The organism is Bradyrhizobium iriomotense (genome assembly GCF_018129405.1).
GTDB classification, from domain to species: Bacteria; Pseudomonadota; Alphaproteobacteria; order Rhizobiales; family Xanthobacteraceae; genus Bradyrhizobium; species Bradyrhizobium iriomotense_B.
Window position 1 is genome coordinate 151476 of the sequence record NZ_JAFCLP010000007.1, and the last position, 22432, is coordinate 173907.

General features: G+C 64.5%; 18 protein-coding genes. 5 read left to right on the forward strand and 13 right to left on the reverse strand.

The genetic code is table 11. The features are described 5' to 3' along the window. Positions 1-51 precede the first annotated feature (51 nt). The gene (locus JQ592_RS17505) at positions 52-3393 is read right to left on the reverse strand and encodes a M10 family metallopeptidase C-terminal domain-containing protein (RefSeq protein WP_211404055.1); all 3342 of its coding nucleotides are present in this window, start codon (positions 3391-3393) and stop codon (positions 52-54) included. A 197-nt stretch (positions 3394-3590) separates the two neighbouring features. On the opposite strand from JQ592_RS17505, the gene JQ592_RS17510 reads away from it, so the two are divergent. Together JQ592_RS17510 and JQ592_RS17515 are read left to right on the forward strand one after the other, a co-directional pair. Then, the gene (locus JQ592_RS17510) at positions 3591-3905 is read left to right on the forward strand and encodes a hypothetical protein (protein WP_211404056.1); all 315 of its coding nucleotides are present in this window, start codon (positions 3591-3593) and stop codon (positions 3903-3905) included. Positions 3906-4043: 138 nt separating this feature from the next. Further along, entirely contained in the window at positions 4044-5237 is a 1194-nt protein-coding gene (locus JQ592_RS17515) for a CaiB/BaiF CoA transferase family protein (protein WP_211404057.1), read from the forward strand. A 29-nt stretch (positions 5238-5266) separates the two neighbouring features. On the opposite strand, the gene JQ592_RS17520 is transcribed toward JQ592_RS17515, so the two are convergent. The 11 genes from JQ592_RS17520 to JQ592_RS17570 all read right to left on the reverse strand — a co-directional run bounded on the left by JQ592_RS17520 (position 5267) and on the right by JQ592_RS17570 (position 17123). Further along, positions 5267-5539 carry a hypothetical protein gene (locus JQ592_RS17520; protein WP_246820475.1) on the reverse strand — a complete coding sequence of 91 codons (273 nt, stop codon included), beginning with the start codon at positions 5537-5539 and terminating at the stop codon, positions 5267-5269. 67 nt (positions 5540-5606) lie between these two features. Next, positions 5607-6458 (reverse strand): leishmanolysin-related zinc metalloendopeptidase, encoded by an 852-nt coding sequence (locus JQ592_RS17525; RefSeq protein WP_211404059.1) that lies wholly within the window; start codon positions 6456-6458, stop codon positions 5607-5609. A 327-nt stretch (positions 6459-6785) separates the two neighbouring features. Then, the gene (locus tag JQ592_RS17530; RefSeq protein ID WP_211404060.1) at positions 6786-7655 is read right to left on the reverse strand and encodes an outer membrane protein; all 870 of its coding nucleotides are present in this window, start codon (positions 7653-7655) and stop codon (positions 6786-6788) included. A 408-nt stretch (positions 7656-8063) separates the two neighbouring features. Continuing rightward, positions 8064-8888 (reverse strand): outer membrane protein, encoded by an 825-nt coding sequence (locus JQ592_RS17535; protein WP_211404061.1) that lies wholly within the window; start codon positions 8886-8888, stop codon positions 8064-8066. Between the two features lie 168 nt (positions 8889-9056). After that, on the reverse strand, positions 9057-10574 hold the full coding sequence (locus tag JQ592_RS17540) for a tripartite tricarboxylate transporter permease (RefSeq protein ID WP_211404062.1): 1518 nt from the start codon (positions 10572-10574) through the stop codon (positions 9057-9059). Positions 10575-10585: 11 nt separating this feature from the next. Continuing rightward, positions 10586-11128, reverse strand: coding sequence for a tripartite tricarboxylate transporter TctB family protein (locus JQ592_RS17545; RefSeq protein ID WP_211404063.1), 543 nt, complete (start codon positions 11126-11128; stop codon positions 10586-10588). 164 nt (positions 11129-11292) lie between these two features. Beyond that, on the reverse strand, positions 11293-12267 hold the full coding sequence (locus tag JQ592_RS17550) for a Bug family tripartite tricarboxylate transporter substrate binding protein (protein WP_433996422.1): 975 nt from the start codon (positions 12265-12267) through the stop codon (positions 11293-11295). A gap of 143 nt (positions 12268-12410) precedes the next feature. Next, positions 12411-13208 carry an enoyl-CoA hydratase/isomerase family protein gene (locus tag JQ592_RS17555; RefSeq protein ID WP_211404065.1) on the reverse strand — a complete coding sequence of 266 codons (798 nt, stop codon included), beginning with the start codon at positions 13206-13208 and terminating at the stop codon, positions 12411-12413. A gap of 57 nt (positions 13209-13265) precedes the next feature. After that, positions 13266-14465 carry a pyridoxal-phosphate-dependent aminotransferase family protein gene (locus JQ592_RS17560; protein ID WP_211404066.1) on the reverse strand — a complete coding sequence of 400 codons (1200 nt, stop codon included), beginning with the start codon at positions 14463-14465 and terminating at the stop codon, positions 13266-13268. Positions 14466-14580: 115 nt separating this feature from the next. Further along, the gene (locus JQ592_RS17565) at positions 14581-15864 is read right to left on the reverse strand and encodes an MFS transporter (RefSeq protein WP_211404067.1); all 1284 of its coding nucleotides are present in this window, start codon (positions 15862-15864) and stop codon (positions 14581-14583) included. Between the two features lie 56 nt (positions 15865-15920). Next, complete coding sequence (locus tag JQ592_RS17570) at positions 15921-17123, reverse strand: pyridoxal-phosphate-dependent aminotransferase family protein (protein WP_211404068.1); 1203 nt, start codon at positions 17121-17123, stop codon at positions 15921-15923. Between the two features lie 133 nt (positions 17124-17256). Here JQ592_RS17570 and JQ592_RS17575 point away from each other — a divergent pair, with 133 nt between their 5' ends. From JQ592_RS17575 to JQ592_RS17585, 3 genes are all read left to right on the forward strand, one after another. Continuing rightward, complete coding sequence (locus JQ592_RS17575) at positions 17257-18006, forward strand: GntR family transcriptional regulator (protein WP_211404187.1); 750 nt, start codon at positions 17257-17259, stop codon at positions 18004-18006. A 103-nt stretch (positions 18007-18109) separates the two neighbouring features. After that, on the forward strand, positions 18110-21085 hold the full coding sequence (locus JQ592_RS17580; RefSeq protein WP_211404069.1) for an FAD-binding and (Fe-S)-binding domain-containing protein: 2976 nt from the start codon (positions 18110-18112) through the stop codon (positions 21083-21085). Further along, positions 21078-21506, forward strand: coding sequence for a GlcG/HbpS family heme-binding protein (locus tag JQ592_RS17585; RefSeq protein WP_211404070.1), 429 nt, complete (start codon positions 21078-21080; stop codon positions 21504-21506). Before JQ592_RS17580 ends, JQ592_RS17585 begins: the two co-directional genes overlap by 8 nt. A 114-nt stretch (positions 21507-21620) precedes the next feature. On the opposite strand, the gene JQ592_RS17590 is transcribed toward JQ592_RS17585, so the two are convergent. Continuing rightward, positions 21621-22403: an enoyl-CoA hydratase/isomerase family protein gene (locus JQ592_RS17590; RefSeq protein WP_211404071.1), complete on the reverse strand. Its 783-nt coding sequence runs from the start codon at positions 22401-22403 to the stop codon at positions 21621-21623. Positions 22404-22432 lie beyond the last annotated feature (29 nt).

Here is a 22432-nt window from a genome sequence, read left to right on the forward strand (position 1 = left end):
TGCGCCCGGAGCTCATCGATTGGATCTCACCTGCACTACGAGACCACTCCGTCAGCCGAGCAGGAAACCCGAACCGTGCAGGTTGTGAAGCACGTCCATCACAAGATCGATCACAGCCGCGTCGTGACTGCCCGCCAGTTGAGTCGACGGCTCTGACGTGGTGTGCGGATCGGCTGGCGCCGGCATAGGATCGGGGAGCTCGGACGGGATGGTCGGCGAGGACGCGCCCTGGGTGAAGTTGAATGCGAAGCTGTCATTGGGGGTCGCTGTCGCTAGGGGCGCGGCGCCGACGGTGCCGTCGCCATTGAGATCCTGATGCAGTGTCGGCTCCAGCGCTTTCAGGGACGGATCGCTCCCCAGTACCACCGGGGCCGCGGCGAGCGTGGTCAGGAAGTTGCCGTTGCTGTCGGTGCTCCAGACGGAATAATTTCCGCTTGAGGAGTCCTTCCACACCACGTCGTAGCCGCCGCCCGTCACCTGCTCGGCGGCAATGACCGACCACGTGCTGTAGTTGGCTGCGATCACCGCCGCGCCGGCGTATTTCAGGGTCGGGCCGGTGCCTGTCGAGAGGTCGTCCAGGTAATAGTTGCCGCTGTAAAGGGCCGCTGCTGTCGATCCGAACGTCTCGATTATGGCGCCGCTGATGACAGGCAGGCCGATCCTGCCGTCGCCGTTGAGGTCCTGATGCAGCGTCGGCTCCAGCGCTTTGAGCGATACATCGGTCCCCAGCATGTCGGGCCCCGAGCCGAGAGTCGCGACGAAGTTGCCGGTGCTGTCCGTGCTCCAGACCATATAGTGCGCGTTCGCCGAATTCTTCCAGGCCACGTCGTAGCCCCCGCCCGTCACCTGCTCGGCGCCGATGACCGACCACGTGCCGTAACTGGACGCGACCACCGCAGCGCCGGAATATTTCAGGGTCGGTCCGGTGCCGGACGAGATGTTGTTCAAGTAGTAATTGTCGGAGGAAAGGACTGCGCTGGTCGATCCGAACGCTTCAATCGTGACGCCGTTGACGACAGGGACACTGACAACCCCGACCGTTCCGTCTCCATTGAGATCCTGATGCAGCGTCGGCTCCAGCGCCTGCAGAGCCGCATCCGTTCCCAGCATCTCGGGCGCCGATCCGAGAGTCGTGACGAAGTTGCCGCTGCTGTTCGTGCTCCAGACCGAATAGTGTGCGTTCGCCGAGTTCTTCCAGACCACGTCGTAGCCGCCGCCCGCCACCTGCTCGGCGCCGATGACCGACCACGTGCTGTAATTGGCCGCGATCACCGCCGCGCCGGCATATTTCAGAGTCGGGCCGGTGCCGGTCGAGAGGTCGTCCAAGTAATAGTTACCGCTGTACAAGGCCGCTGCGGTCGATCCGAACGCCTCGATCGTAACGCCGCTGATGACAGGTGAGCCGATCCTGCCGTCGCCGTTGAGATCCTGATGCAGCGTCGGCTCCAGCGCTTTCAGCGATCCATCAGTTCCCAGCATCTCGGAGGCCGATCCGAGAGTCGTGAGGAAATTGCCCGCGCTGTCCGTGCTCCAGACCATATAATGTGAGTCCGCCGAGTTCTTCCAGACCACGTCGTAGCCGCCGCCCGTCACCTGCTCGGCGCCAATGACCGACCACGTGCCGTAATTGGACGCGATCACAGCAGCGCCGGAATTTTTCAGGGTCGGCCCTGTGCCGGTTGCGAGATCGATCAGGTAATAGTTGCCACTGTTCAGGACCGCCGCGGTCGATCCGAAGGACTCGATCATGACGCCGGGGATGACAGGCAGGCCGATCGTGCCGTCACCGTTGAGATCCTGCTGCAGCGTCGGCTCCAGCGCTTTCAGCGCTACATCAGTCCCGAGCATCTCGGGAGCCGAGCCGAGAGTGGTGAGGAAGTTGCCGGCGCTGTCCGTGCTCCAGACCGAATAATGCGCGTTCGCCGAGTCCTTCCAGACCACGTCGTAGCCGCCGCCCGTCACCTGCTCGGCGCCGATGACCGACCATGTGCTGTAGTTGGCTGCGATCACCGCGGCGCCGCCATATTTCAGGGTCGGGCCGGCGCCAGTCGAGATGTTGATCAGGTAGTAGAGGCCACCCGTCAGGGCCACGCTCGTCGAGCCGAACGTGTCGATCCCGCTTGGCAAGAGGTTGGTGCTGGCGACCGTGCCATCAGCAAACTGGAAATTCTCGACGCCGGTGACCGTATCGGTGCCGTCGGGCGCGCCACTGCGCTGGTCGGTCACGGTGAACGTCTGGGTGGTCCCATTGTACGAGACCAGATAGTTGGCCCGGCTGCCGGAATACACCGCGGTGTCGGTGCCCGAACCGCCATTGATGGCGTCGTTGCCCGCACCGCCGGTGATCGTGTCATTGCCGCCGCCGCCGTTGAGCGCGTTGGCGATCGCGTTGCCCACCAACGTATCGTTGCCGGACCCGCCGATGGCGTTGTCGATGTAGGAGCGCGCGTCGCCGTTGTAGAGATAGGCGTTGTAGACGTTGCCCGCGGCATAATGGCCGTTGCCGAGATTGGCGAGCTGCGTCGCAGAGAACAGCGATGAGGCGCCGGGATTGAGGTTGATGCTCAGGTTGGTCGTGTAGTTCGACAGATCGTAGGTATCGACGCCGCCGCCATCCCACACCGTTTCGTAGATGCGATTGGCCGAGCCGCCGGCGCCGCCGCCCGGCGCGAGCTGCCCGACGCCGTTGACGAACTCCTGACCCGTCGTCGCATTCCAGGTATAGACCGTGCTGCCGCTCTGGGTCGTGTAGTTCGCGCCGTACATCGTCTGCAGCGCGAGGATATCGTTGGCCATATAGGTCTGCGGATATCCGTAAGATTCATTGGTGTAGCCGCTCGTCGTCGACGCACCGACATAGCTGCGATAGCTCATGACGGTGTATTCGCTGTCATCATGCGCGCTCGGCACCGCGACGTTGGCGGGGCCACCGGCCTCCTGGCTGTGCTTGAGGCCGAGGGCGTGGCCGAGCTCGTGCAGCGCAGTCGTGAAATAGTAGTTGCCAAGCTTGGCCAGCGAGTAATTGTACTGGGTGCCGAACCATACATCGCCGCCGGACGCATAATTGCCGGGATAGTAGGCGTAGGAGGTCGGATTGGCAGACGGCGACTGCGCGATCATGATATCGCCGCTGCCGGTCCCGTTGTACTGGATCGTGGCGTTGGTGTAGCCGAGGATCAGCCCGATCGCGTAGTTGATCGCCGCCTGCATCTGAGTGGGCGCCGAAGCGAAACCTGACAAGGTCGGTTCGCTGCTGCCGCCGGTGTAAGGATTGGCGTAGTCGCTAGGCGCGTCGGGAAAGCTGTAGCTGATCGTGCCGGTCCATTTGTAGCCCGACAGCAGGCCGTCGATCTCGGCGTTGTTGGTGGCACTGACGAAAACCGAGGTAGCCAATGAACTCTCCGGAGCAATGCATCGCGCGCGATTCGATGCGCAGGGGCATGATTCTAGCTAGAGAGTTATACGTTTGGTTTAATTTTGGCGCGGGGCCATCAGTCGGGCCGTAACGCCGTGTCAGCCATCAACTCCCGTAATGATACGGAGCGGCGAGGCATTCAGTACCGCGCCTAGCGTGTTCCGTAAAGGAAACTATGAAACTGTGCCCACTTTCGGCCGGTCTGATCGGAACCTTGGCGATGCTCGCCGGGCCGGATCGTCTGCCCATCGGAGAACAGCCTGTCATGGCCTCGAAAGCCAATGCGGACGAAAGCAGCAAGGGGAACACCAAGGCGGGGCGCGCCCCCTCGATGCCAATGGCCCGCGATCCTTCCGCCGCGGTGACGGAGGAATTCGAAGCCGCCCGTCGGGCGGGAACGCGAGAGGCGTTCGAGCTCTTCATCGCGCGCCATGGCGATGACCCGCTGGCCGAGCAGGCGCGCGCCGAGCTGAAGCGCCTGTCGCGCTGATCCCTCGCGCAGCGCGGCACGTCAGGCCAGCCCCGGTCAGGCCTGCATTTTGACAGGCGGCATCCGCGTCGAGGCAGACTTGCCGCCTGATGTTTCGGCACTATGGTGGCTCCGCAATCTGTCCCGGAGCCTTTCAAGATGCCTTTTCCGCATGCCTCGGAAGCCCTGTCGCGCTTCACCGTGCTCGATCTGACACGTGTCCGGTCCGGGCCCACCTGTGTGCGGCAGCTCGCGGACTGGGGCGCCAACGTCATCAAGATCGACGCACTGACCGAGGATGCCGGCGGCGAGCAGCCGGGCGGGCCTCGCCGGGGTTCCGACTTCCAGAATTTGCATCGCAACAAGCGGGCCATGACCTTGAACCTGAAGGACGAGCGCGGGCTCGCCGTGTTCAAGCGCCTAGCCGCCAAGGCCGACGTCGTGGTCGAGAATTTCCGGCCCGACGTGAAGAAGAAGCTCGGCATCGATTATGAGAGCCTCGCCGCGATCAATCCGCGCATCGTCTATGGCAGCATCTCCGGCTTCGGCCAGGACGGCCCCTATCACAAGCGGCCGGGCTTCGATCAGATCGCGCAAGGCATGGGCGGGCTGATGTCGATCACCGGCGCGCCGGGGGAAGGACCGATGCGCGTCGGCATTCCCGTCGCCGACCTCAGCGCGGGCTTGTTCTGCGCCATGGGCATCCTCACCGCGCTGCTCGAGCGCGAGGTCTCGGGCAAGGGCCAGTGGGTGCAAACCTCGCTGCTGCAGGCCCAGATCTTCATGCTCGACTTCCAGGCCGCGCGCTGGCTGATGGAAAAGGAAGTCGCCAAGCAAGCCGGCAACAACCACCCGACCAGCATTCCGACCGGCGTTTTCAAGACCTCGGACGGGTACATCAACATCGCCACGACCGGCGGGCGGATCTGGGAGCGCTGTGCGCAGGCAATCGGCGCGCCGGAGCTCTACAGTCATCCCGACTATGCGACGGCCCCCGCCCGCTCCGGGAATCGCGACGCGCTCAACGCCGAGATCGAGAAGCGCACCGTGACGAAGTCGACCGAGACCTGGGTCCGCGAGCTCAACGAGGCCGGCGTGCCCTGCGGGCCGATCTACGCCATCGACCAGATGTTCGAGGACGCGCAGGTCAAGCATCTCGGCATCGCCCAGGACGTGCCGAACGACGAGGGCCGGGATATCCGCCTGGTCGGCCAGCCCGTGACGCTGTCGCGCACGCCGAGCAGGATGGTGGCGCGACCGCCGGAATTCGGCGAGCAGACCGACGAGGTGCTGAAGGAATTCGGCCTCAGTGCGGAGGAGATCGCGGGGCTACGGAGCGCCAAGGTGGTGTGAAAGGGCGGCCGCGCAAGAACCGCTTGCGTCTAGATCTTGCGCAAACCGTCGAACCGCGTGTCGACATAACGGCCACCTGCATCGACAACCCGGCAAAGCTCTCCGCCGTCATGGTAGAGCAGAACGACCTTGGCACCTGCTTCGAATTGTCCGGCCGGCGGCCCGCTCGGCAGACCGCGCGAGGCGTAGAACGGCTGGGATCTCGCCACCTCGTGGGTGAACTGGTTGGGCGGCGGCGAGATCAGACAGTCCGACGGGATCAATGACGAATCCGGCAGCACGATCGCTTCGGGTCGCTTCATGCCCTCCATGATCCGGTATCCCTGAATTGCGCAAGCCTTGGCAGCGCCTTGGCCTAAGAATCCTGACTCAAGAGCCGAGGCTGTCCTCGGGCAACGTGATCGGAATCCGCCGGAGCACGATGCCTCTCGTGTTGTCGGCATGCGCCGCAGCTATTCCTGCTTCGGCCATGTGGAGGTGATTGGGCAGGTGATACGGCTGAGCGGCGTCCATGTTCACCTGATAGCCGAGATCCTGCAGGCTCGCGATCGTCATCCGGCTCATCGGATTGCCGCCGTCATTGACGAAGCCGGTCATCATCTCTGCGCCGAATACAGTGTCGCGCCAATGCGAGTCCACCGTCCCTTCACCGCCCGTGTTTTCGACCGGAACGGGCAGTGGCGTCGCGGAGCCGCGGAGCTTGCCGTATTCGTGCATGGCGTTGGCGCCGTGGAATGTCGGATTGCGCGTGCGGACTCCCTTCAACAATCTCTTGTTCGTCCAGATCGTTCCGATGCCGATCACATGGCCCATCTCGTGCGTGATGACGTCGTTCAGGGAGCCGTCGGCTTCCATGGCGGCGAGATCGGCCGTGTCGAATTGCATGTCGCCCGTCGCCGGGAGGAACGCGGCGGCCCCGGCGCTCTTCGGGCGCAGGCGATCCGGCCCCGCCTGGCCGAGAACATTGCCGGGCCCGTCGATGTCGGTGCCTTGCGCCGTGATACGGAGATTGTTGATCCTTTCGCCGCCGACCGTGACGTCAGGCAAATCTCCGACGATGGCGTGTGTCCACCGGTTTGCCGCAAGCTTGAAAGCGGCCTTTTGCTTGTCGGTCAGTCCGCCCAGGAAGTGAACCTCGATGGTGTAGCCTCCGGCGGCTGCGGCCGCGACCGCGTGTGAAATCTCAGCGCCTTTGCGAGCTCGATAGCGTTCAATAGCCATGACATTCTCCAAAAAAATGAGATCAATAAATTTCTATCTACGCTTGTATTTTGATCCCGATTAGCGTCACTGACAAGTGAGAGAAAGCGTCATGGGGCCTGACGGTTTTCACCCCAAAAGCACGAAAGCCCGGCGCGACCGCCGGACTTTCGATTCGCAGGTGCTTCCTGCGAGGACGTCGCTCAGGTGCCGCTGAAGCGGTAGTTCATGCCGAAGCGCAGGATGTTGTCGGTGACATGCGAGCGCTCTCGGCGAGCTCGAGAGCGCAGAAACGACAAAGCCCGGCGCGAGGCCGGGCTTTGCTTCTTATTGACGCCTGTGTTGATCTCAGTACTTGGCAACCACCGGGCCGGCGAACTGGTAGTTGATGCCGGCGCGCAGGATGTTGTCCGTGAAGCGCGACGAGGTATTGACCGCGATCGCAGAAGCCGGCGCGAGCGAGAACGGACCAGCGGAGTAGCGGCCGAGATCCATGTAGAGATATTCGAGCTTCGCACTCCAGTTCTGGGTGATCTTGCCTTCGACACCCGCGCCGACGGTCCAGCCAACGCGCGTATCCGAGCTTGAGCCGGTCGCGGCGACAACGACACCGGCAGGCGTGAAGCCGGTCATGGTGCCTGTGGTCTTGATTTCACCGAAGGCCAGACCGCCCGTGCCGTAGAACAGCACCTTCGGGGTCGCCAGGATGCCGACGCGGCCGCGGACCGTGCCGAACCACTCGAGCTTCTGGTCGATCGTCAGCGTGGTGCCAACCAAGGCGCCAGGCGGAAGGAAGGTCAGCCCGGGAAGACAGGCACCACCGGCAGGCGCGACGCCGCCGCAGTTAAAGAAGGCGCTGCCCTTTTCACCCGACCACTGCAGGTCACCCTCGACGCCGAACACCCAGTTGGCGCTCTGCCAGTTGTAACCGGCCTGACCGCCGGCGACGCCGCCGTTCATGTCGAACGATGCGCTAGTGATGGAGCCCGCGGGAGGCGCGATCACCGCACCGGTCGCCGTGTTGTTGTAGGTGACGTCAGTGCGCGAACGGCCCCAGCTGTAGCCGCCGTTGGCGCCGATGTAGAAGCCGGTCCAGCTCCAGACCGGTTCGACCATGACCGGTGCCTTGACGTAGGGCTTTGCAGCAAGATCGGCCGCCAGGGCGCCCGTCGCGAACAGCGACATCGCCGCTGCCATTCCAATCACAATCCGCTTCATGGAAATTTCCCCTTCAGCACAATCTTGTGATCAACATATACCCGTCCCCCTGCCCAAATGCTGTGCCGCGCCAGCAACATCCGGAAACAATCGCGCGGAGGTGGCGCCGGGACGAGACGCCACCATCTTCTCCCAAACCATTGATACGGAATGACTTTTTATTCCGCAGCGGAGCGCGATGTCGTCCTGGTCCGCTGCGTCGATCCGACACGGCCCAACCAGCGGTCGATCACCGGCCAAAGCAGCAGCAGAATCGCTGGCGTCGTGACCGAGCCGGCCAGCCCGTTCGACCAGCTTCAGGTCTCCGCTAACGCTTCTGGCTCCGCACCGTCTTCGGAAGACCGCGACGGAAACGACAAAGCCCGGCTCGAGACCGGGCTTTGCTTCTTGTTGACGTCCTCGTTGATCTCAGTACTTCGCGACCACCGGGCCGCCAAATTTGTAGTTCACTCCGACGCGAAGGATGTTGTCGGTGATGCGCGAGCTGTAGTTGCTCGTCAGCACGCCGCCACCGAGGGCTCCGATAGCGGTGGTGAACGAACCGCGGGTGCGGCCAAGATCCATCCAGAGATATTCGAGCTTGGCGGTCCAGTTGCCGCTGATCACGCCCTCGACGCCGGCGCCGACCGTGTAGCCCACGCGCACATCGGAGTTGGAGAACACAGCCGCGGCCGCACCGATGGTCTCCGTTGTCTTCACCTCTCCATAGGCCAGACCGCCCGTTCCATAGAACAGCACGGTCGGGGTCGCCAGGATGCCGACGCGACCGCGGACCGTCCCGAACCAGCTCAGCTTCTGGTCAAGCGTGACAGGCACGGCTGGACCGGGGAACACGGCGATCACGCCGAACGTAGGCGTACAAACACCGGTGGGACAGGTGAAGACGCGGCTGCCCTTCTGATCGCTGCCTTGGATGTCGGCCTCGACACCCCAGACCCAGTTCTGCGTCTGCCAGTTGTAGCCGATCTGGCCGCCGCCGATGACGCCGTCCATGTTGGCGCGATCGCTGCTTGCAAACAGCACCGCACCCGCGGGCGTCGTCAAAGTGGAATCGTCTCGGGAGCGGCCCCAGCTGTAGCCGATGTTGCCGCCGATATAGAAGCCCGTCCAATTGTAGACAGCCGCGACCATCGGCGGGGCCTTGACGTAGGGCTTTGCCGCGAGATCCGCAGCCAGAGCGCCCGTCGCGACCAGCGACATTGCAGCCGCCAGTCCAATTACAATCCGCTTCATTGCAATTCCCCTCCACACAAAAATATTGATCGGAATATACGCCGCCGCCTCCCCGAGGGCTGTGCCACACCAGCAACATTCGGCAACAATCGCGCGGCTTCCAGCGCCCCGACCCGAATACCGGGCGAGCTCTATACCTTTGATTTAAAAGGAAGTTGTCCTACGGCGCTAAGGCGATGTCGCCCTGGTCCGTGTCGTCCACCCCACACGCGCAAGTAGACCGTCGATGACCGGCCAAAACAGCAGCACGATCGCCAGAGTCGTGATCGAGCCGACCAGGCCGTTCGACCAGAACACCCCGAGGTTCCCGCCGGAGCCGATCATCGACAGTCGGAAAGCATCCTCGGCACGGTTGCCGAGCACGAGCGCCAGCGTGAAGGGCGCCAGCGGAATGCCGATCTTCTTGAAGACGTAGCCGACGATTCCGAAGCCCAGCATCAGCCAGATGTCGAACATCGCGTTCTGGATCGCATAGGCGCCGATCGCGCAGGACACCACGATCATCGGCGCCACCGCCGCGAACGGCACGCGCAGGATCGAGGCGAAGATCGGCACCGTCGTCAGCACCAGCACGAGGCCGACCACATTGCCGAGATACATCGAGGCGATCAGGCCCCAGACGAAGTCCTTGTGCTCGACGAACAGCAGCGGCCCCGGATTGAGCCCCCACACCATGAGGCCGCCGAGCAGGATCGCCGCGGTGCCCGAGCCGGGAATGCCGAGCGCCAGCATCGGCAGCAGCGCCGAGGTGCCGGAGGCATGCGCGGCCGTTTCGGGCGCGAACACGCCCTCGATGCGGCCCTTGCCGAAGCTCTCGGGCTCCTTGGCGAAGCGCTTGGCCAGATTGTACCCCATGAAGGAGGCCGCGATCGCACCGCCCGGCGTGATGCCGAGCCAGCAGCCGATGAAGGAGGAGCGCAGCAGCGTCACCCAGTATTTCGGCAGGTCCTTCCAGACCCCGAGCACGACGCGGAGCGAGATACTGGCCGCATGTCCGCGCAGCGCGAGGCGCTCCTCCATCGTCAGCAGGATCTCGCTGATGCCGAACAGGCCGATGACGGCGACCAGGAAGTTGATGCCGCGAAGCAGGTCGGCCGAGCCGAAGGTCATGCGCAGATTGCCCGACACCGTGTCCATGCCGACGCCGGCGAGCAGCAGCCCCAGCGACATCGAGATGACAGTCTTGTGTTTGGCTTCGCGCCCGAGACCGACAAAGGAGCAGAAGGTCAAGAGATAGACCGCGAAGAACTCGGGCGGGCCGAATTTCAGCGCAAAGGACGAGATCATCGGCGCGAGGAAGGTGATCAGGAGCACCGCAACCAGCGAGCCGACGAAGGAGGACGTGAACGCCGCCGTCAGCGCCTCCGCCGCCCTGCCCTGCTGGGCCATCGGATAGCCGTCGAAGGTAGTCGCGACCGACCAGGCTTCGCCCGGGATGTTGAACAGGATCGAGGTGATCGCACCGCCGAACAGCGCGCCCCAATAGATGCAGGACAGCATCACGATCGCCGAGGTCGGGTCCATCGTGAAAGTGAGCGGCAGCAGGATGGCGACGCCGTTGGGGCCGCCGAGCCCGGGCAGCACACCGACGAAGATGCCGAGCACCAGCCCGACCATCATCAGCACGAGCGTCTTCCCGGTGAGCAGGACGGCGAAGCCGTGAAGCAGGAGACCGAGGGCTTCCATCGCGATCCGTCCTAGCGCCCGAGGGCCGCTTCGAGCGGCCCCTTCGGCATGATGACGTCGAAGGCGACGTCGAAGGTGACGAACATGATCGCCGTGAACACGAAAGCGGTGAGCAGCGACTTCCACAGCGCGATCTTGCCGACGAGGCGCATGAAGCCTGCGATCAAAAGGAAGCTCGCGACATAGAGGCCGAGGAACTGCATGACGAGGCAGAACAGCAGCGTCGGCACGAACACCGCCATCACGCGGCGGGCCTGGGCGCGCGTGACGAAGCTTGCGGACACCACACGCCGCGCCAGCAGCGCTGCAATCAGCCCGTAGAGACTGCCGCCACCGAGAATGACGGAGAGATAGAACGGGAAATAGCCCGGTTCGGGCCCTGTCGCATCCCAGGACGCGCCGGTGCGCCAATTGTCGTAGCCGAGCGTGACGGCGAGCGCGAGAAGAAGGAGACAAACGATGATCTCGATCGTGCCGGAGGAGACGACGGAGGGCGAGTCGTCTTCAGGTGCGGTCGGATCGTCAACGACGATTTCGATATCGGTTTGGGACATGCTTTGTCAGGGACGGAGTGCGGCCAATTCCCCCTCTCCCCGCTTGCGGGGAGAGGGTTGGGGTGAGGGGGAGTCTCCACGGGGACGGTGAGCATTGGACTCGCGGAGAGAGCCCCTCACCCCAACCCTCTCCCCGTAAGAACGGGGCGAGGGAGTCGAGCATCTTACTTCGCGACGAATCCGGCTTCCGTCATCAGCGCCTTGTTGGTGGCATCGTCCTCCTCGAGGAATTGCACCATGTCCTTGCCGGTGAGGAAGATCGGCTTCAGCGCCTGCTTCTCCATGTAGTCCTTGTATTCGGCGGTCTGCGTCACCTTGTGGAACAGTTCGACGTAGAACGCCTGCTGCTCAGCTGTGACCTTGCCGGGCAGAAACATCGCGCGAAGCATCAGGTACTGGACGTCGACGCCCTGCTCCTTGCAGGTCGGGATGTCGGCCCAGGACTGGGTGTCCGTCACCTTGCTGGTGTAGGAGATGCGCTCCTTGTCGAACACGCAGAGTGGACGCACCTGGCCGGCGCGCCAGACCTCGAGATTTTCTGATGGATTGTTGACGTTGGCTTCGGTGTGGTTGCCGACGAGCTGGGTCGCGGCCTCGCCGCCGGACTTGTAGGGCAGATAGGAGAATTTCGCGCCGGTCTTCTGCTCCAGGAACACGGTGAGCACGTGATCCTCGCGCTTGGAGCCGGTGCCGCCCATCTTGAACGGCGAACTCGCCGCCTTCGCGGCGTCGACGAATTCCTTCACCGTCTTGGGGCCGGCGCTGTTGTCCCACAGCACGAACTGATCGAGCGCGATCACCGAGACCGGGGTCAGTTCGCGCCAGTTGAACGGGATCTTCGCCGACAACGGCAGCATGTAGATCAGCGAATAGGCGATCAGCACCTTGTTCGGGTCGCCCTCGCTGGACTTCATGTACATCAGCGCTTCCGCACCGGAGGCGCCGCCCTTGAGCGAAACCACCATGGGCTGCTTCATCAGATTGTTCTTCTGGATCGCGGCCTGCATCATCCGCGCCATCTGATCGGAGGCGCCGCCCGCACCCGCCGCCACCACGATCTCGACCGGCTTGGTCGGCTCCCAGCCGGCAAAGGCCGGCGCGCTCAACAACAAGGCCGTCGCAGCCCCGACGGCTTTCACTGGAATTCGCACGAGTTTCGTCCCCTGGTTATTATTGGCGTTGTGATGCCGGGAAATCTTACCGATGCATTGTGCGGACTAAAGGTTGTGAGTTCAAGCCGGCGGACATTCCGCCGCATATGACTTTCGGCTGACGAAGCGCGCTACTTGCCCTTCCAGACAGGCGCACGCTTGTTGAGGAAGGCGTCCATGCCCTCGCGGAAATCCTCGCTCATATAGGCCTTGAGGATCAGGTCCTCGCCCTCTTCGCGCGACAGCGTGCGGCGGATGCGGCGCACCGCTTCCTTGGTTGCTTCCAGCGTGAGCGGCGCGTGGCCGGCGACGAGCTTTGCGGTCTCGTCGGCACGGCGCTGCAGCGTCTCGACGTCGGGCACGATCTCGTTGAGCAGGCCGAGGGCGAGGGCTTCCGGCGCCTCGACCAGGCGCGCCTTGAAGATCAGATCCTTGGTACGGGCAGGACCGACCAGCGCGACGACGCGGCTGATGTTGGACATCGACAGGCAGTTGCCCAGCGTGCGCGCGATCGGAAAACCCATCCGCGTCGTCTCGGTGCCGATGCGCAGATCGCAGCAAGCCGCAATGCCGGCGCCGCCGCCGGTGCAGGCGCCGGCAATGGCCGCGATCACGGGCACGCGGCACTGCTCGAGCGTGCCGAGCACGCGGTCGATCCGCGCCTCGTAGTCGAGCGCGTCCTGCGCGGTCTTGAACGCACGGAACTGCGAGATATCGGTGCCGGAGGCGAAGGCCTTGTCGCCCGCGCCGGTCAGGATCAGCGCCTTGATCGAACGGTCGGCGTTGATCTCCTGGCAGATCTCCGCCATGCGGTCATACATGGCGAAGGTCATGGCGTTGCGCGCCTGGGGGCGGTTGAAGGTGATCCGCGCGATGCCGTCCGTGACGGAGTAGAGCAGGTCTTCGTTGGTGGTCGTCGGTGCGTTCATCGCGCGCTCACTTTCTTCACTACAGTTCGATCAGGCCGCCGTTAGGCGACCTGATCCTTAAGCAACTTGAGCTTTGGCCATCGGCACCACGTCGCGTCCCTTGAGGACGTCCATGGCTGCCAGCACGCCACCGCTCCGGTGCGGGATCTTTGCAAGATCCAGGCCCATCTCGACGCCGGCGAGCGTACCCATCAGCATCAGGTCGTTGAAATGGCCGATATGGCCGATGCGGAACACCTTGCCCTTGACCTTGTTCAGGCCGGTGCCGAGCGACATGTCGAAATTTTCCAGCACCACCTTGCGGAAGGCGTCGGCATCAAAGCCCTCGGGCACGCGCACGCCGGTCAGCGCCGGCGAATGCGCGGCGGGATCGGCGCACTGCGTCTCCAGGCCCCAGACCTTGACCGCCGCGCGCGTCGCCGCGCTATGGCGCTTGTGGCGAGACCAGACGTTCTCCAGCCCCTCCTCCTCCAGCATCTTCACCGCCTCGCGCAGGCCGTAGAGCAGATTGGTCGCGGGCGTATAGGGGAAGGTGCCGAGCTTGTTGAAGCTGATGACCTCCTGCCAGTCCCAATAGGAGCGCATGCCCGGATTGGCCTTCGCGACCGCGAGCGCCTTCTCCGAGACGGCGTTGAAGCCGAGGCCGGGCGGCAGCATCAGCCCCTTCTGCGAGCCCGCAACCGAGACGTCGATGCCCCAGGCATCGTGCTCGTATTCCATCGAGCCGAGGCCGGAGATGGTGTCGACCATCAGCAGCGCCGGATGTTTGGTGCGGTCGAGGATCTTGCGCACTTCGGCGGGCGGCGTGGCGCAACCGGTCGAGGTCTCGTTGTGGACGACGCAGACCGCCTTGATGGTGTGCTGCTTGTCGGCGGCGAGGCGCTTCTCGATCTCGGCGAGATCGGCGCCATGGCGCCAGTCGCTCGGGATGAAGTCGACGTCGAGCTTGAACTTGTCGGCGATGCCGCGCCACAGCACGGCGAACTGGCCGGTCTCGCACATCAAGACCTTGTCACCGGGCGAGAACACGTTGACCATCGCCGCTTCCCAGGCGCCGGTGCCGGACGAGGGGAAGATGATCACGGGCTGCTTGGTGCGGAACACGCGCTGCATCGCGGCAAGCACGGCAAAGCCGAGCTCGGCGAACTCCGGACCGCGATGGTCCAGCGTCGGCATGTCCATCGCCCGCAGCACGCGGTCGGGCACGTTGGTCGGTCCTGGAATCTGTAAGAAATGCCTTCCAGTATGCACGGTCATAGGCGTCCTTCCCGGTCTAACCTTATTTTGAAGGCCGCCGAATAGCACCATTTGACCGGCTTGTCCCCTCTCCAAAGGGCGACTCCCATGCATAAGCGTCGGGCCTCCGCCGCCCCTATTCCGCGGCCACCATCTTTCCGGCCGGCCCCCTGCCCTCGACCTCCGCGAACGGCCGCTCCGGGTGCATCAGGAAGGCGGAAAAGGCGCCGAGCAGCAGCAGGCCCATCGACATCAGGAACGGCAGGTACCAGTTGCCGGTCGCATCGATCACGAAGCCCGCGACCAGCGGCGAGACGATCGCGGCGAAGGCCGAGCCGGTGTTCATGATTCCCGAGGCAGTGCCCGAATATTTCGGCGCAATGTCCATCGGGATCGACCACATAGGGCCGATCACCAGCTCGGCGCAGAAGAAGCCGGCCGACAGGCACAGCGCCACCACGGTGATGTCGTGGACGAACAGGATCGGCAGCAGCGAGAGCAGCGCCCCCGTAAACCCTGTTACGGTGACGCTCAGCCGCGCCAGGCGGACATTGCCGGTGCGATCGAGGATCCTGTCCGAGATCACGCCGCCGACGCTGTCGCCGACCACGCCGGCGAAAAAGACCCCGGAGGCGAACAGCGCCGAGTTCTTGATGTCGAGATTGTAGTTGTTCTTGAAGAACAGCGGCAGCCAGTTCAGGTACAGCCACAGGCACCAGCCGTAGCAGAAGTAGGTGAGCGTCACCGGCCACATCCGCCCGAGCAGTGGGCCCCAGGGCACGCGCGGCCGCTCGCCGGTCGGGCGCGGCGGCAGTGCGGCGAGCTCGGCCTCGGTGATGGAGGCGTGCTCCTTCGGCTCGTTGCGGAAGTACCAGACCCACACGACGCCCCAGATGAGGCTGACGAAGCCCAGCACGACGAAGGCGCCGCGCCAGGTCAGCCACAGGATCAGCAGCGCCACGACCGGCGGCGTCACGGCATTGCCGAGCCGGGCGAAGGAATGGGTGAGGCCTTGCGCGAAACCGCGGCGGTTGGCCGGCGTCCAATATTGCATCGCGCGCGTTGCGGTGGGGAACGTCGCGCCCTCGCCGAAGCCGAGCGCGAAGCGCGCGACGAACAGTGCAGCGAGACCGTTGACGAAGCCGGTCATGATGGTGGCGACCGCCCAGATCATGCCGCACCAGAAGAGCGTCTTGCGCGGCCCGAAATGATCGCCGACCCAACCGCCGATCACCTGGAACAACAGATACGGATAGGCGAAGGCGGAGAAGACGAGGCCGAGCTGGGTGTTCGACAGGCCCAGCTCCTTCTGGATCTCGCTCGCGGCCGTGCCGATGTTCACCCGGTCGACATAGGTGATGAAATACATCGCGCAGAGCATCGCCAGCACGACATGCGTGGCCTTGAACCGAACCCCCATCTCACCCCTCCCGTATCGCTGTTGTTATGATTGCTGCCCGCCTGTCCCGCGCGATTTTAAGTGCCGACCACTTTCAGGTGCGGCGATGCGTTGCCTTGCGGACGCTGCTCCAAGAGCTTCATCGCGACGTCGACGCCGCCGGAGCGATGCGGCACGCCGGCAACCGAGAGGCCCATCTCGACGCCGGTGAGCGCGCCGAGCAAAGTGAGCGCATTGCATTCGCCGAGATGGCCGATGCGGAAAACTTTTCCGGCGACCTTCGACAGCCCGGAGCCGAGCGACATGTTGTAATTGTCGAGCACGACTTTCCGGAACTGATCGGCATCATGGCCGGGCGGCATCAGCACCGCCGTCAGCACCGGCGAGAACTCTGAAGGCTCCTGGCAGAGCACTTCGAGGCCCCAATGATTGACGGCGGCGCGCGTCGCGGCGGCAAGCCGCTGATGCCTGTCGAAGACGTTGGCGAGCCCCTCCTCGAGCAGCATCGCGATCGCCTCGCGCAGGCCGTAGAGCAGGTTTGTCGCCGGCGTGTACGGGAAGAAGCCCTTGGCGTTGGGCTTGAGCATCTCCTCCCAGTCGAAATAGGAGCGCGGCATCTTGTTGGTCTTGGACGCCGCCAGCGCCTTCTCCGAGATCGCGTTGAAGCCGAGGCCGGGCGGCAGCATAAAGCCCTTCTGCGAGCAGCTGACGCTGACGTCGACCTTCCACTCGTCGTGGCGATAGTCGACCGAGCCGAGCGAGGAGATGGTGTCGACCATCAGCAGCGCGGGATGGCCCGTGCGGTCGATCGCAGCGCGGATCTCGGCGATGCGGCTGGTCGCGCCGGTCGAGGTCTCGTTGTGCACGACCATGACGGCCTTGATCGTGCGCGCGGTGTCCTCAGCGAGCTTCGCCTCGATCACGGCCGGATCGGCGCCGCGGCGCCAGTCGCCGGGCACGAAATCGACCTCGATGCCGAAGCGGCCGGCCATCTGCCGCCAGAGCGTGGCGAAATGGCCGGTCTCGACCATCAGCACCTTGTCGCCCGGCGACAGCGTGTTGACGATCGCGGCCTCCCAGGCGCCGGTCCCGGACGACGGGAAGATGATGACCGGCCCCTTGGTCTGGAAGATCTTCTGGCTGCCTTCGAGCACGGTGCGGCCGAGCTCGCCGAACTCCGCGCTGCGGTGGTCGATGACGGGCATGTCCATGGCGCGCAGGACACGCTCGGGGACCGGGCTCGGGCCCGGAATCTGAAGGAAATGGCGTCCTTGGTGCATGAAAACCTCCCTGTCGGCGGGTTATGGCCGGCTCTGCCGGCTATTTTGCATTCATTTTTTGTCCTTTCAATCGAAATTTGGTATTCGATTGTGGACGTCGACGCGATCAAACGGGCAAACTACTGTGCTGCAAATGAAATCCACGATTCCCGACACCGGGGTTCCGATCACCCCGCCCGCCGGCAATGGCGGCGACCGCCAGGAAAACCGTCCCGAGGCCTCGCTCCATGGCGAGATCCTGCTGCGGCTGCGCGACTACGTGGTCGAAGGCAACATCGCCGAGGGCGCGCGCGTTCCCGAGCGGCAGCTCTGCGAGATGCTCGGCATCTCCCGCACACCGCTGCGTGAGGCGCTGAAAGTGCTCGCCGCCGAGGGCCTGATCGAGCTATTGCCCAATCGCGGCGCACGCGTGCGCCAGCTCAGCCAGCGCGACCTGGAGGAACTGTTCGACGTCATGGCGGGACTGGAAAGCCTGGCCGGGCGCCTGGCCTGCGAAGCCATTACGGACGCAGAGATCACCGCGATCGAGCAATTGCATTACGAGATGTACGGCCATTATCTGCACCGCGACATGCACGGCTACTTCCAGACCAACCAGCGCATTCACGAGAGCATCGTCGCGGCCGCGCGCAACGAGACGCTGAAGACGGCCTACGCCAACTTCGCCGGCCGGATCCGCCGCGTCCGCTACTCCGCCAATTTCGCCCGCAAGCGGCAGCGCTGGGCGGAAGCGATGCGCGAGCATGAGGCCATTCTCGACGCCCTGCGCCGCCGCGCCGCCAGCGAGCTCAGCGACATCCTGTTCCAGCACCTACGCAACAAGCGGACGGCCGCGATCGAGCACCTGACCGAACCCCAAGAGGACGCGCCGGCCACGCCTTGAGGGCGTCCGACTTGCTCATTTTGAATTCATAATATAATCGGTCTGGAACCATAATGAATAACTCAGCAAGGCTGAGCCTTACTGGGTCAGTCCGGGATCAGGGATGACAAACGCCTCCTCGCTCGAACGGCGCCTGCGGTCGGAATTGACCGGCGACGTCCTGTTCGACGGCTTCAGCCGCGGCCGCTACGCCACCGACGCCTCGTTCTACCAGATCATGCCGGCGGGCGTGGTGGTCCCGAAGACCATGGACGAAGCCTTGAGAGCGCTGGCGATCGCGCGCGATGAGGACCTCAAGGTCACCCCGCGCGGCGGCGGCACCTCGCAATGCGGCCAGACCGTCAATGACGGCCTGGTGGTCGATCTCTCCAAGCATCTCAACCGCATCCTGTCGCTCGACGTCGAGGGCCGCACCTGCGTGGTCGAGCCCGGCATTGTGCTCGACGACCTCAACCGGCAGCTCAGGAAGCATGGCCTGTGGTTTCCGGTCGACGTCTCCACGGCCTCGCGCGCCACCATCGGCGGCATGGCCGGCAACAATTCCTGCGGCGGCCGCTCGCTTCGCTACGGCACCATGCGCGACAACACGCTGTCGATGGAGGCTAGCCTCGCCGACGGCACGCTGAGCCGTTTCGGCGAGGTCTCGCGCGATCTCTCCGACGTCGAAGCCAGCGACAGCACCCGCGCCCTGTTCCGCGACATGCTCGATCTAGGTACCCGCGAGGCCGACGAGATCGCCGCGCGCTTCCCAAAGGTGCAGCGCCGCGTCGGCGGCTACAATTTGGACGCCCTGGTGCCGCGCAATGCGCCGAACAACATGGCGCATCTGCTCGTCGGCTCCGAAGGCACCCTCGCCTTCACCACCAAGGTCGAGCTGAAGCTGTGGCCCGTAATCCGCAACAAGGCGCTCGGCGTCTGCCATTTCGGCAGTTTCTACGAGGCGATGGATGCGGCTCAGCACCTCGTCAAGCTCAAGCCGATCGCGGTCGAGCTGGTCGACCGCACCATGATCGCGCTCGGCCGCGACATCGCGATGTTCAAGCCCATCATCTCCGCCGCGATCAAGGGCGATCCGGATGCTGTGCTGGTGGTCGAGTTCGCGGAAGAGGATCAGGCCGACAACCTCGTGCGTCTGAAGCAACTCTCCGAGTTGATGGCCGATCTCGGCTTCGGCTGGAATAACGACACGCGCAAATGGGGCGGCGTGGTCGAGATCACCGAGCCGGCACTGCAGAGCGGCATCGCCGATTTCCGCGCCGCCGGCCTCAACGTCATGATGTCGATGAAGCAGGAGGGCAAGCCGGTCTCCTTCGTCGAGGACTGCGCCGTGCCGCTGCCGCATCTGGCCGACTACACCGCGCGGCTGAACGAGGTGTTTGCCAAACACGGCACCAGCGGCACGATGTACGCCCACGCCTCGGAGGGCTGCCTGCACGTCCGGCCCGTGCTGAACCTCAAGCTGGAGAAGGACGTCAAGGCGATGCGCGCCATCGCCGAAGAGGCCTTCGCACTGGTACGCGAATACAAGGGCTCGCATTCCGGCGAGCATGGCGACGGCCTGGTGCGCTCCGAATTCCACGAAACCATGTTCGGCGAGCGCCTCGTCGCCGACTTCAAAGAGGTCAAGCAGCGATTCGATCCCGCCGGCGTCCTCAATCCCGGCAAGATCGTCGACGCGCCCAGGATGGACGACCGCTCGCTGTTCCGCTTCAAGCCGGACTATCGCGTCGCGGAGCTCAAGACAAAACTCGACTGGTCGGCTTATCCCGGCGCCGGCGGCGGTTTCCAGGGCGCGGTCGAGATGTGCAACAACAACGGCGCCTGCCGCAAGCTCGAGGGCGGCGTGATGTGCCCGTCCTATCGCGCGACGCGCAACGAGAAGGACGTCACGCGCGGCCGCGCCAACACGCTGCGCCTCGCGATCTCCGGCCAGCTCGGCCCTGACGCGCTCGCCTCCGACGAGATGATGGAGACGCTGAAACTCTGCGTCTCCTGCAAGGCCTGCCGCCACGAATGCCCGACCGGCGTCGACATGGCCAAGATGAAGATCGAGGTGCTCGCCGCGCGCGCCGCCAGCCACGGCCTGAGCTTGCGCGACCGCCTCGTCGGCTACCTGCCGCGCTATGCCGGCCTTGCGTCGCGCTTCGCGCCGCTCGCGAACTTGCGCAACCGCAGCCCGCTGCTGCGAAAGCTGTTCGAACGCTTTGCCGGCATCAGCGCGCGCCGTGCGCTACCGGCCTTCCGCGGCGATGTGTTCGTGCCGCCCGCCGGCAGCATCGGGCCGGAGAGCGGCCGCGAGGTCGTGCTGTTCGCCGATACCTTCAACCGCATCTATGAGCGCGAGAATCTCGACGCCGCACTCCGCGTGCTCGCGGCCGGCGGCTATCGCGTGCATCTGCCGAAGCCTGTGAGCGGCAGCCGCCCGCTCTGCTGCGGACGCACATTTCTGTCAGCCGGTCTCGTCGACGAAGCCAAAGCCGAGCTCGACCGGCTGGTCTCCGCCTTCGCACCTTTCGCCGCGCGCGGCATGCCGATCGTTGGCCTCGAGCCGAGCTGCCTCCTGACGCTGCGCGACGAGCTCTCTTCGCTGCGCAAGGACAACGACGCCAAGGCCGTCGGCGCCCATGCGCTGACCTTCGAGGAGTTTCTGGTGCGCGAGGCCGAGGCCGGCCGGCTGCAACTGCCGCTCGGCACCGTGGCCGACGAGGCCGTGGTGCACGGCCATTGCCATCAAAAATCCTTCGGCGCCTTCAAGCCGGTCGAGCAGGTGCTGCGCCTCGTCCCCGGCCTTGAGGTCAAGACCATCGAGTCCAGCTGCTGCGGCATGGCCGGCGCCTTCGGCTATGGCGCGGACACGTACGATGCCTCGATCGAGATGGCCGAGCTGTCACTGCTGCCGGCCGTGCGGCGCGCGGATCCAAATACGCTGGTCGTCGCCGACGGCACCTCCTGCCGCCACCAGATCCACGACGGCACGAAGCGCGAGGCGCTTCACGTCGCTCGCGTGCTGGCCATGAGCCTCGATCGCGCCGCCCCTTCAATCGCCACTCCCGTTACAAAGGAACCAAGCCATGGCTGACCTCACGCTCGACACCGCCCGCAAGATCCTCGACGCCGCCTTCGCAAAATCCACCGAGCTGAAGCTCAAGCCTCTCGTCGTCACCATTCTGGATGCACGCGGCGTGCTCAAGATCGCAGCGGCGCAGGACGGCACCAGCCTGATGCGCGCCGAGATCGCCCATGGCAAAGCCTACGGCGCCCTCGCCATGGGCATGGGCTCGCGCGCCTTGTTCCAGCGCGCGCAGGAGCAGGCCTATTTCGTCGACGCCGTGAACACCATTGCCAAGGGCGCGCTGGTGCCGGTCCCCGGCGGCGTGCTGATCATGGACGGCGCGACCCTGCTCGGCGCTGTCGGCGTCTCCGGCGATACGTCGGACAACGACGAGGCCTGTGCGGTGGCGGGCATCCAGGCGGCGGGGTTGAAGGCCAACGCGGGGTAGATACTCTCCCGTAGCCCGGATGGAGCGCAGCGTAATCCGGGACCTTCGCGCCTCCAGCAAGATTCCCGGATTACGCTGCGCTCCATCCGGGCTACAAGATCGTTCGCTGCCTCTTCACCTCCCCGTCCAGACCGGCTTGCGCTTCTCGCTGAACGCCTTCAGCCCTTCCTTGGCGTCCTCGGTCATCGCGAGCAGCGCGATCTGGCTTTCGGTGTAGGCGATGCTCTCGTCGAACGACATCGCGGCGATGGCGCGCATGGCGTATTTGCCGCGGCGGATCGCGGTCGGGGATTTGTCGACAATGCGGCCGATCAGCCAATCGACCTTGGCGTCGAGTTCAGCCGTGGGCACGACGTAGTTGAGCAGGCCCGCATCTTGCGCGGCCTTGGCGTCAAACGGTTCGCCTGTCAGCGCCCATTCGTTGACGAGCCGCGGCGGCGCGATCCTCTGCAGCAGGCTCAGCACCTGCATCGGAAACACGCCGACCTTCACCTCGGGCAGGCCGAAGATGACGTGATCGGCCGCAATCGCCATGTCGGTCATGCAGAGCAGGCCCATGCCGCCGGCCATGCAGACGCCACTGAGGCGCGCGATCGCCGGCTTGGTCGCGTTCTGCGACAAGCGCAGCAGATCGGCATAGTCGACATTTGGCTTGGAATGATCCATCGCGAACGCCGCGCCGGAATTCTGCAGGTCTGCACCCGCGCAGAACGCCTTGTCGCCCGCGCCCGTCAGCACGATGACGCGGACGTCCTTGTCGTCATGCGCATCCCGATAGCCTTTCCTGATGCCGGCGATCACGTCGCCGTTCAGCGCGTTGCGTTTCTCCGGCCGGTTGATGGTGATCCAGAAGGCCTGCCCGCGCTTTTCGGTGATGACGGCTGTGGTGTCGGTCATGGCACGCTCGCTTCCTTGCTCCCGTTTGC